This window comes from Brenneria izbisi, from assembly GCF_025840185.1.
Taxonomy (GTDB): Bacteria; Pseudomonadota; Gammaproteobacteria; order Enterobacterales; family Enterobacteriaceae; genus Brenneria; species Brenneria izbisi.
Genome location: NZ_JAMPJU010000009.1, coordinates 102,730 through 113,532 on the forward strand (window position 1 = coordinate 102,730; position 10,803 = coordinate 113,532).

The window sequence follows — 10,803 nt, forward strand, 5'->3', positions numbered from 1 at the left end:
ACGTCACACTTCCTGAATTCTGTCAAAGCCCGCGGCCAGATCGTCAATCAGATCGTCACTATCTTCAAGCCCGATATGTAACCGAATCAGCGTACCGGTAAAATCAACGCCGGCAACCGGACGGATGGCGGCCAGGTCTTCAGGCTGATTAGCCAGAATCAACGATTCAAATCCGCCCCATGAATACGCCATGCTGAAGTGCTCGAAATGGTCCAGATAGTTCGCCAGTTGTTCTTTGCTCAGATGCGCTTTCAGAACGAAGGAGAACAGACCGTTGCAGCCTGAAAAATCGCGCGCATAGAATGCATGGCCTTTACATTCAGGCAGGGCCGGATGATTAACGACGGCGACTTCAGGACGCGCCGCCAGCCATTTGGCGATGCGAATACTGCTTTCCTGATGCTGTTTCAAACGCACGCCCAGCGTTCGCAGACCGCGGCTGGCGAGATAGGCGGTGTCGGCATCAACCATTTGTCCCATCAGATAGGAGTGCTCACGTAACTGCTCCAGGCAACGCTCGTTGGCGACCGCTGTCCCCAGCATGGCATCGGAATGACCGACAATGTACTTAGTGCCGGACTGCACGGAGATATCGATATCAAACGCCAACGCCTTGAACAGGATGCCCGCCGCCCAGGTATTATCCATAATGATGACGATTTCTGGATTGATGCGCCGCACCGCCTGCACAATCGCCGGGACATCATGCACTTCCATGGTGATGGAGCCCGGCGACTCCAGGAACACGACCGTGGTGTTTTCCTCAACCAGCGCGCTGATACCGGCCCCAATCATGGGATCGAAATAGGTCGTACCGATATTCATCTTACTGAGAACGGTGTTGCAAAAATCCTGGGTCGGCTCATAGGCGGAACCGGTTACCAGTACATGATCGCCGGTCGATACAAAGGAAAGTATGGTGTTGGCGATCGCCGCCGCGCCGCAGGGATAGAGTACGCAACCAGCGCCGCCTTCCAGTTCGGTCATGGCTTCCTGCAAGGAAAAGTGGGTCAGCGTACCGCGCCGGCCATAAAACAGTGCGCCTTTCGCTCGGTTGATAGTGGCGTGTTTTTTATCCTGGACGGTATCAAATACCAGAGAGGAAGCGCGTTGGACAATGGGATTTACAGAACCTTGCGTGAATTTTTTGCTGCGTCCTGCGGCGACTAGTGCCGTTGCCGTTTTTTTGCTTGTCATAACCAATATCACCTTTTCTCTGTTCAAGTCTCGCCGGGTTATTGAAAACGCCTGTATGACCGAATGTTAACGGAATCCTCTCTGTTATTGCAGACTTTCTACGTTATCACGCCTTGGACGATGCGTGGATGGGCGTTTCAGTATGGAAAAAATTCATACTAAACCTATTTTTTATAACTTATTGGTTTGTGATGCCGCTATCCGCACGAGGTGAGACGACAAACAGCATCTTTTTGAGTGTAAATAATAATGAGAACAACTATCAATTAACTCAAGGTCTGATATTATTTCAGGCTGATTTCTTGCGTCGCAAACAGTACTGAATTAACGGTGGAGGCACAGCGTGAATACGGCTGTCAGTAACATTACTCAACAGGCGTCGTCAGCCTGGCAAAAAAAACGTGGCGCGTTCAGCGCATTTTCCCGTAGCGTGCTGATTATCCTGCTGGTTAGCGTCGGGCTAAGTGGAAATGCGTTTGCGGCCCCGGCGACAACGCCGCTTTCTGGCGATAACGCAGGCGCGGCTGCCTCGCAGACAGCCCCGGCAATAACGGCCCCGGAAATGACGCAGCCGGAGGCATCGGCGCCTGTTCCCGCTTCATCGCTTTCCCTTCCTGCGAATGCCGCGCCCGGCACCGACAATCTGATGAAAACGGATTTGTCTGTCTGGGGAATGTATCAGCATGCTGATGCCGTCGTGAAAACGGTGATGATCGGCCTGCTGCTGGCATCCGTTGTCACCTGGGCGATTTTCTTCAGCAAAACGGTTGAGATAACTGGCGCCAGACGTCGCCTGCGTCGTGAATTTCAGGCATTGGAGCAGGCCAGAACACTTGATGATGCGGCGGAAACCGCAGAAACTTTCAAAGCGGGCAGCGTTACGCAGCAACTGCTGATGGATGCGCAGAATGAGATGGAACTGTCAGCCCGTTCTGATGATAACAATGGTATTAAGGAACGTACCGCGTTCCGTCTGGAACGTCGCGTTGCGGCGACTGGGCGTCATATGGGCCGGGGCAATGGCTATCTGGCGACGGTCGGCGCGGTGGCGCCGTTTGTCGGGCTGTTTGGTACGGTATGGGGCATCATGAATAGCTTCATCGGTATCGCGCAGACGCAGACCACCAATCTGGCGGTAGTTGCGCCGGGTATCGCCGAAGCTTTGCTGGCGACGGCGATTGGTTTGGTGGCGGCGATCCCTGCGGTGGTGATTTATAATGTCTTCGCTCGTTGGATCACCGGCTATAAAGCGCAGGTAGGAGATGCTGCCGCGCAGGTGCTGCTGCTATTGAGCCGCGATTTGGATGTTGCCGCCAGCAATGACAACCGGATGGCGCCATCGGCGCATAAACTGCGGGTGGGATAAGCCATGGCCATGCATTTGAATGATGATGTGAGTGAAAATGGCGAGATGCATGACATCAACGTGACGCCGTTTATCGATGTCATGTTGGTGTTGCTAATCATCTTTATGGTGGCGGCGCCGCTGGCGACGGTGGATATTCGCATCGACCTGCCAGCTTCTTCTGCCGCGCCGCAGCCTCGCCCGGAAAAACCGGTTTACCTGACGGTGAAAGCGGACAAGCAACTCTATGTGGGCGACGACGCGGTCAATGAGCAGTCGCTGGCCCAGGCGTTGGATGCCAAAACCAGCGCCAATAAAGAAACCACTATCTTCTTTCAGGCAGATAAAAGCGTGGATTATGAAACCATGATGAGCGTCATGGATACGCTGCGCAAAGCCGGTTATCTCAAAGTTGGATTGGTTGGCGCAGAATCCGCCGCTAAATAGTTGAATGTACATAATTGAATGTACATAAGTTGATGTACAGCGCTGGCGGCGCTTGATTTACTGACGTGAATCAGGATGCCGCCAGTGTATACGCGTCGATATATAGCGTTTGTCTTCCCCCAGCGGTTGCTGGTCGATTAAGCGCGTAATCATGTCAAAGCTGTTTCTTGCCAGCGCCTCACTATCCTGAGCGATGGTATCAATCTTCATCGGTAAACAATCAAACAGATAATGATCGTCAAAGCTGCACAGCCGGATATCGCTTTCCATCAGGTTGTGCTGATTCAGGTAACGCAATACCCCTTCCAGCAGGCCACAGGCCGCAACAAACAACGCCTTGGGCGGACGGCCCAGCGTGGCGCATAGCTGGGCAAACATTTCATAACCGGAACTGGGGTGGTAACTGCCATGAATGATCCATTCAGGTCGACATTCCAGCCCTGCGCGTTGCAACCCCAACTGAAACCCGGCCAGCCGGTCGCGAGTAGGGGAAATGCGCGCCTGGCCGCCAATGAAATAGAATTCTTCCTGATGCTGACGGGCGATACGTTCCACCAATTCCGCCGTTGATTCCACCGCTTCGGAAATAACCAGCGGCAGTGTGGAGTCGCCAATTACCCGGTCAAATTGCACCACCGGCAACTGTTGATTGATTTTCTGGTATTCGTGATCGCTGAGCATGCTGGAAGCAACGATCAAACCATCGACCTGACGTTGTATCAGGCTGTTGACGGCCATCATTTCCTGACTGGCATTTTCATCCGTACAGGCGATCAGCAACTGTAGCCCCGCTTCGCGACACAACATTTCCAGTTCACGCGAGATAACGGCAAAGCCGTAGTTGGTCATTTGCGGCACCACCAGCCCCAGCGTATGGCTGCGGGAGGAACGCAATGAACGGGCATGAATGCTGGGTTGATAACGTTGCTCTTGGGCGACCGCCAGAATACGATCGCGGGTTGTATCAGAAACGCGAAACTCTTTGCTGCGGCCATTCAGCACCAGACTGGTGGTGGATTTTGATACGCCTGCAAGCCTGGCGATGTCACTGATTGTTACGCGTTTAGTCTGTTTCACCACGGGATCTGCTGTCAGAAAAAAGTAACACTATTCTATCACGCATGACGCTAACAGCCAGTGTTGCAGCGTCAGTCGTCCGGAGCCGCTGAAGGAAAGCATCGCATTATTATCCGGGAAATAACGGGCAGACATCGCCGCCGCGCCGTCATTGATAAAAATTTCAATGCTGGAACGATCGCACAGGATCTGCAATTGATTCAGTTCTCCCCGCCAGTAACGATGTTCCGGCTCCCCGGTGCGCAGATTGCGACGACTTAACGTCAGCCGTTCGCCATCCCAGCAAAGTACCAGCAGAGAAGCGAAATCCAACTGGAATTCGCCTTGTACCGCCAGCAAAAGTTCTGCGCTGTGAATAGGAAGCGCAGGGGCGTAATTCGCCGCGCCGTTCCAGGTGTAATGCTGTGTGCGCAACTGTTTCAGTTCACGCGCCGGTTGTTGGAACAACGTGTCGCCACGGAGCGTCAGTTCACGCGGACAGGTCATGGTGTGGATCCAGCCATGCGCTATCGTTGGTTCGAAAAACTCGTTCTCATCAGGGATCGACATCCAGGCAAACATCAAGCGTCGGCCATCTTCGCTTTTCGTCGTTTGCGGGGCATAAAATTCAAAGCCAAGATCCAGTTCGTGAAAACCTTGATGTTGGTACTGACCGCGCTGATAATCCAGATCGCCAACGAAGTAGCCAGCCTGAAAGGTATTCAGATAGCGTTCTTCTTCCGGCGCCAGCCCCTGAGGACAGCAAACGAGGATTTCCCGCCCGTCGAGCGGGAATAAGTCCGGGCATTCCCACATGTAGCCAAAATCGCCCAGCCCGCCGAGGCGGGAGCCTGCGATTTCGGCGATTTGTGTCCAGTCGAGCAGATCGTCGGAGCGGTAAAGCAGGACTTTCCCTTGCAGCGCTTTATCCTGCGCGCCCAATACCATGTACCAGCGCTCATCGTGCTTCCAGACTTTCGGATCGCGTACATGACCGGTATAACCTTCGGGCAGCGTGAGTATCGGTCCCAGTTTGTCGTATTCGCCCCTGCTATTTTCACGGGCGATGCATTGGAACGCGGTACGTGAACCGTCGTCGTATTTGACGTTGCCGGTGTAAATCAGCGTGATGGTATTGTTATCCACCACGGCGGAGCCTGAATAGCAACCGTGGGTTTCGTAGCTTTCACTGGGAACCAGGGCGACAGGTTCGTGTTTCCAATGCACCAAATCGGTGGCGCTCCAGTGCCCCCAGAATTTTGCTCCGTGGGCACAGGCTAAAGGATTCCACTGATAAAACAGATGGTAACGCCCGTTGTGATGGATAAATCCATTTGGATCGTTAAGCAGCCCCACCGTCGGCGACAGGTGCCATGCCGGACGATAAGGATCATCATGCGTCTGGTTACAACCCGACATCAGGGCATGCGCCATGCGTTTTAATAAGTGGACTTCCTTCATTATTCACTATCCGTTTTATATTTCAGTAGCAGTGAGATGATAAATGCCGCGCTAAAGGCGATCAGCATACCGATCAGGTAATTCAGCATAGAACCTGCCTGTACGATTGCCAGCCCAGGGAAGCCGGTCAGTCCCACCGCCGTCATGTTGACGTGACTGAAGACCACCCATGCGCCGCCGAGCGCGCCGCCCGCCAATCCTGACAGGAATGCTTTGATGAAGCGCAGATTTATACCGAATATTGCCGCCTCCGTGATCCCCAACAGGCAGGAAAGACCCGCAGGGACGGCGATGGCTTTGATTTTGGCATCACGTGTTTTGAAATACACCGCCAGACACGCGCCGCCTTGCGCCACATTCGACATCGCCCAGATGGGCAGCAGGAAATTGACGCCGATGGCCGGATTCCCAAGCAAGCTGGCTTCGATTGCATGGAAACTGTGGTGAACGCCAGTGATAACGATCATCGAGTAGAGACCGCCAAACAGCAAGCCGGCCAGCCATCCGGCATGGGTGATCAACGTACTCAGCACCATCGCGATGCCATCGCCGAGCATACGCCCCGCCGGGCCGATGATCAGTAATGCCACAAAGCCGGAAATAATGACGGTCAGGAACGGGGTGACGATAATATCCAGCGTATCGGGCACCATTTTGTGTAAACGTTTTTCCAGGATACTCATAAACCACACGGCCAGTAGTACCGGGAATACCGTACCCTGATAACCGATCATGGCGATTTCCAGACCGAAAAAATTCATGGTCTGGAAGCCGCTGGCTATGCCCCAGGCATTGGTGAGCGCCGGATGAGTCAGGATACCGCCCAGCGTGGCGCCCAGATACGGGTTACCACCGAACTCCCGTGCGGCGGTAAAACCGATGAGGATTGGCAGGATAATGAAGGCGGCGGAGCTGAACATATCCAGCATAATGAAAACCGCGCTGCTGGCATCAACCCAACCGTAGGTTTTGCACATGCCGAGCAGCCCCATCAACAGACCGGAGGCGATAATCGCCGGCATAATCGGCACAAAGATGTTTGACAGCAGGCGCGCCAGGCGTTGCGCCGGGTTCAGTTTCCGGGCTGCCAGAGACGCTGCCTCAGACTTGCTGGATTCGCTGATGCCTGCGGCCTTGATGAACTCGGCATAAACTTTGTTGACCAGTCCTGAACCAAAGATAATCTGAATCTGTCCGGCGTTTTGAAAGCAGCCTTTCACCCCGTCGACCGCTTCAATCGCTTTTTTATCGGCCAGACTATCGTCAGTCAGCACCAGACGCAGACGTGTTGCACAGTGGGCGGCGCTGGCGATATTTTCTTTCCCGCCAAGAAGGGGGATAAGAGCATTTGCTGTAGTGTTAATATCCATTTTATTCCTCTTTTTATTCCTCTTTTATTTATAGGATATGCTATATCATTAGCGCCGGTTATCGATTTCGATAACCGGGATTGGTGCTACCTCCCTATCAGAACCAGGTTTCCATTTGGACGCCAAAATTCCATTCGCCGCCGGCTTTAAAGCCGGTCGAACCGAAGGTGTCTTCGCTGGAGTAGTTATCCAGGCGCTTATCCCAGTCCATATAGCTGGCAAAGACACGTAGTTCGGGACGGCTGAAGAAATTGCCGATATCACCCACTTTAAAGGTCGGCGCAAAGGTCAGCTTATAGAAACCGCCGCTGACGCTGTTCAACCGGCCCGCGCTTGATGTGGTGTAGCCTTTGGGATCGAGATCCATGTACTGATAGCTGCCTTCATAGGCCAGAGCAAAGTTTTCAGTGATTTCCTGAATCAGGCGCGCATTGAAGGTGATCCATTTGTAACTGTCGCCATCGACATAACGGTCAGAACTGGTTTGCGCCAAAATCGACGGGGCAAAGCTCCAGTTTTTGCTGATCGGCGTGGTGCCGTAGGTTGCCAGACGCCAGGTGTTGGCGTCATCCGTCAGGTTGCCGTCCGAACCGATATTTTTAACTTCCGCGCCCAGCCCGCGACCATAGAGTACCGCGACTTTAGACGAACCTTCACGCAGTCCATAGAAGCTGTCGCCATGATAGGCGACCATGGCGTGATAACCTTTGTCGCCCGCGTTGGTGTTAGTGACGAAAGTGTTGTCCCGGTTCGAACCGGTGTTTTCTTTTACGTCGTTATTCTTTGCTTTTAACCCGCTCAGCATAAACTGGAACGGCCCGACATAGTTGTTGGCGGTAAAGACGTAGTTTTTGACGTCGTTATCCAGCGCGGTGATTTCACCCAGGCTGCGGCCATACAAGGAGAAGTTGCTCTTGAAGTTGTCCGCCCATTTCACGTCATAGATCCCGCCGCCGGTGCCGGCCAGAAAGATTACGTCGCTGTCCAGCCAGTGAATATCAAAGTTGTCGCGGTCAAAACGTTTACCCGCCCACAGCGTGGTGTCTTTTAACGCACCGGTGAAGCTCGGCAGCGAGCCCAGTTCGACAAACGCCTCGCGGATATTGAGATCGCTTTCATCGCCCGTCCAGTCGTTATAGCTACGTTGACCGTCGGCCATCATGACTTTAAAGCGGGTGGTGGCGCCGTTATCCAGCTTCTGTTTGTGCTCCAGCTTCAATTCGACATAGGTGTCATCTTCGTTGCCCAGACGACCAACATAACCGCCGGTTTGACCGGCGGGCGACATGCCCGGCCCGATATCGGTTTTGGCGCTGGTGGCGGAATCATTAATTGATAAACCTGAACGGGCGTAACCGTGGAACTCGAAACCATCGGCAAATGATTTCTGGCTGGCCAGCGCGCTGGTGCGCTGTTCAACCTGCTGGGTTTTCTGCTCGGTTTGCGTCGTGCGGGTAGCAAGTTGTTGTGTTTGTTTTTCCGCTGCATCCGCACGGGCTTCTGCTGCCGCGGCTCTGGCTTCCGCCTGTTGTAGTCGTTGTTCGAGCGCATTCAGACGTGCCTCCACGCTGTCTGAACTGGCCGCCGATACATAAAAAGGAGATGAAAGTAATAATCCTATTGTTACAGCAAGATGGCTTTTTTTCATATTGCATTCTCTTCTTAAGGAGTTTTATTGTTGTTTCAGAAAACAGTTTTGCTAAATAGCTAAACCGGTTTTTCGTGAAAATTAAAGGGCGTCAATCGGGTTAGCAAGGAATTTTACCAACCCGATTCTGTAACTGTGATCTTGACGACAAAACAAGCCATAAACCGCCCTGAAATAGAGGATTAGCGTTTGGCGAGGGAAAGGGTCTCAAGCTCTTGCGCATAGGGAAGCGCGGTCATGGCGCCTTTTGCGGTGGTGGCCAGCGCACCGCACCGTTGCGCTTGTTCGATCACGCTATCCCATGAGTCGCATTGCGATAAGTCGTTGTATTCGGCAAGACCTTGCAGCAGACCGGCGACGAAGGCATCGCCCGCCCCCGTGGTATCTATCGGGGTGACATAGGGGGCGCTGAAGTGCTGAAGTTGTCGGCGATCGTGTAGCCATACTCCTTCGCTACCGAGTGTAACGAGCAGCAACTGAATAGGGAAACGTTGCATTAATTGTGCGATACCCTGTTTGGGATCATCCGTGGCGCTGAGGAAACTCAACTCCTCGCGAGATAATTTCACCACATCGGCCAGCGCCAATGCCTGAAAAAGCATGTCCTGCAAGGCTTGCGCGCTACTCCACAAATCCTCGCGAATATTGGGATCGAAGCTCACCCATCCCTGCGCGGCCTTGATGCGTCGCATGGCCGTGAAAGCGGTGCTGCGTGAAGGCTCCTGCGACAAGGCGATCGAACACAGATGCAGCCATTCGCCACGATGGAAAGTGGGCAAATCCTCCGTTTGCAAAAACAAGTCGGCGCTCGGGCGAACCATGAAGGTGAATGAACGTTCGCCAACGCAATCCAGGCTGACGACCACCGTCGAGGTGCGATGACGGCTATCCCGAATCATGTGTTGAGTATCAACACCTTCCCGGCGTAGCACGTCTTGCAGGAAGTGACCAAAAACATCGTCACCCACCCGGCCAATAAAGGCGCTGCCGCCGCCCAGTCTGGCGATGCCGACGGCAACGTTGGCCGGCGCTCCACCAGGACATTTGAGATAACGCTCTGAATCTTCCGGGATGAGATCGACCACGGCATCGCCCATCACCCAAATTTTGTGTGCCATATGTTTACTCTTATAAAGGATATTGAAACTGTTTGCTAACATAGAAGAATCGGTTTAGCTAATCAACTTCATTCACGTAAGATGTTTGCGAGCGCACAAGAAACGCTTTTTTAGCTCATTATGTAAGCTGAAAATTTGTGCGATCCAACGCCCATCACCGATAATGTCAGGCTAAATAAAAAAACGTTTTATCCGATACCTAATAACGCAGCGTTGCATAGTGCGATCTGTGACAGGATTTATGGCGCAAAGGAGAAGAGCGAGATATGAACCAAACCACTTCTTGGCGGGTTCGAAATGAATTCAGCACACTCAGCGAACTTCCGCACCCTATCTGCATCGTCGCCACGTGGTGCCGTCTGGAAAAACATCCTTTGAGGCTGTTGTCGGGGCGGTATGATAACCGTGCGTAATTACAATCTGTTATGGGGCTTATGGGCGATATGGGCGTTATTGATTGTTATCTGGTTTATTGATATCCCCCTGGATTTACCCATTCTGGCTTACGAGCAAATACTGACTGTTATTCTGGGCATCGGCGCAAGTGGGCTGATGGTGTTTCTTTATAATTTAAAAAGGAGTTATTGGATGTTTTCATTTGATAAAAGCAAAAAGGCCGCAGCCGCGCCGCAAGAGAATAGTGAAATAAACAACCCGGCGGAGTTGGTTAATTCAGTAAGCCCTGTGCGTGTAAAGAAGGATACGTTTATCTCTCAGGGCGCGCAGATGAAGGGGAAACTGGCGGTGGATGGCGATATTACCGTGGAAGGTCACATTGAAGGCGATGTGCAATGTGATAATACCATCAAAGTGGAGCATGGCGGCCAGGTAAAAGGTGAAATGACATCACGGCAGATTATTATCAACGGCCATGTCGAAGGCCGAATTTCCGCCAGCGTAGTTGCAATACAAGCGCAGGGCGTCGTCATCGGCGATATCTTTTCCGATGAGTTATCCATTGAAAAAGGCGGCATATTTACCGGTCAGTCAAATCCGTTAAAACCTGAAAAACCGCAACAGGAAAAATTGACTTACGTGGAAAAGAAAAAAGATAAAATCGATAAAAATCCTATTGAACCGGAAAACCTGATGGCGCTGTCGGGGAATAATATGTAGGTGCGGGGTAAGGTGATTATTCCGTAGCATGATAAACGGGAATTG

9 protein-coding genes are annotated in these 10,803 nt (G+C 52.5%); 3 read left to right on the forward strand and 6 right to left on the reverse strand.

All coding sequences use genetic code 11. The features are described from left to right. Nucleotides 1-3: 3 nt before the first annotated feature. Nucleotides 4-1,197, reverse strand: coding sequence for a cystathionine beta-lyase (gene metC, locus NC856_RS12660; protein WP_264090789.1), 1,194 nt, complete (start codon nt 1,195-1,197; stop codon nt 4-6). Between the two features lie 343 nt (nt 1,198-1,540). On the opposite strand from metC, the gene exbB reads away from it, so the two are divergent. Both exbB and exbD read left to right on the forward strand, forming a co-directional pair. Then, on the forward strand, nt 1,541-2,563 hold the full coding sequence (gene exbB / locus NC856_RS12665; RefSeq protein ID WP_264090790.1) for a tol-pal system-associated acyl-CoA thioesterase: 1,023 nt from the start codon (nt 1,541-1,543) through the stop codon (nt 2,561-2,563). Between the two features lie 3 nt (nt 2,564-2,566). Continuing rightward, entirely contained in the window at nt 2,567-2,989 is a 423-nt protein-coding gene (gene exbD, locus NC856_RS12670; RefSeq protein ID WP_264090791.1) for a TonB system transport protein ExbD, read from the forward strand. Nucleotides 2,990-3,046: 57 nt separating this feature from the next. Here exbD and NC856_RS12675 read toward each other — a convergent pair whose 3' ends face one another. The 5 genes from NC856_RS12675 to NC856_RS12695 all read right to left on the reverse strand — a co-directional run bounded on the left by NC856_RS12675 (nt 3,047) and on the right by NC856_RS12695 (nt 9,642). Further along, nucleotides 3,047-4,066 carry a substrate-binding domain-containing protein gene (locus NC856_RS12675; RefSeq protein WP_264090793.1) on the reverse strand — a complete coding sequence of 340 codons (1,020 nt, stop codon included), beginning with the start codon at nt 4,064-4,066 and terminating at the stop codon, nt 3,047-3,049. A gap of 30 nt (nt 4,067-4,096) precedes the next feature. Further along, on the reverse strand, nt 4,097-5,506 hold the full coding sequence (locus NC856_RS12680; RefSeq protein WP_264090794.1) for a glycoside hydrolase family 32 protein: 1,410 nt from the start codon (nt 5,504-5,506) through the stop codon (nt 4,097-4,099). After that, the gene (locus tag NC856_RS12685; protein ID WP_264090795.1) at nt 5,506-6,876 is read right to left on the reverse strand and encodes a sucrose-specific PTS transporter subunit IIBC; all 1,371 of its coding nucleotides are present in this window, start codon (nt 6,874-6,876) and stop codon (nt 5,506-5,508) included. Before NC856_RS12685 ends, NC856_RS12680 begins: the two co-directional genes overlap by 1 nt. Before the next feature lie 97 nt (nt 6,877-6,973). Next, nucleotides 6,974-8,524, reverse strand: a complete 1,551-nt coding sequence (locus NC856_RS12690; protein ID WP_264090796.1) for a carbohydrate porin — start codon at nt 8,522-8,524, stop codon at nt 6,974-6,976. A 182-nt stretch (nt 8,525-8,706) separates the two neighbouring features. Continuing rightward, nucleotides 8,707-9,642, reverse strand: a complete 936-nt coding sequence (locus NC856_RS12695; protein ID WP_264090797.1) for an aminoimidazole riboside kinase — start codon at nt 9,640-9,642, stop codon at nt 8,707-8,709. A gap of 405 nt (nt 9,643-10,047) precedes the next feature. On the opposite strand from NC856_RS12695, the gene NC856_RS12700 reads away from it, so the two are divergent. After that, nucleotides 10,048-10,758, forward strand: a complete 711-nt coding sequence (locus tag NC856_RS12700; RefSeq protein WP_264090798.1) for a bactofilin family protein — start codon at nt 10,048-10,050, stop codon at nt 10,756-10,758. The last annotated feature ends 45 nt before the right edge of the window (nt 10,759-10,803 follow it).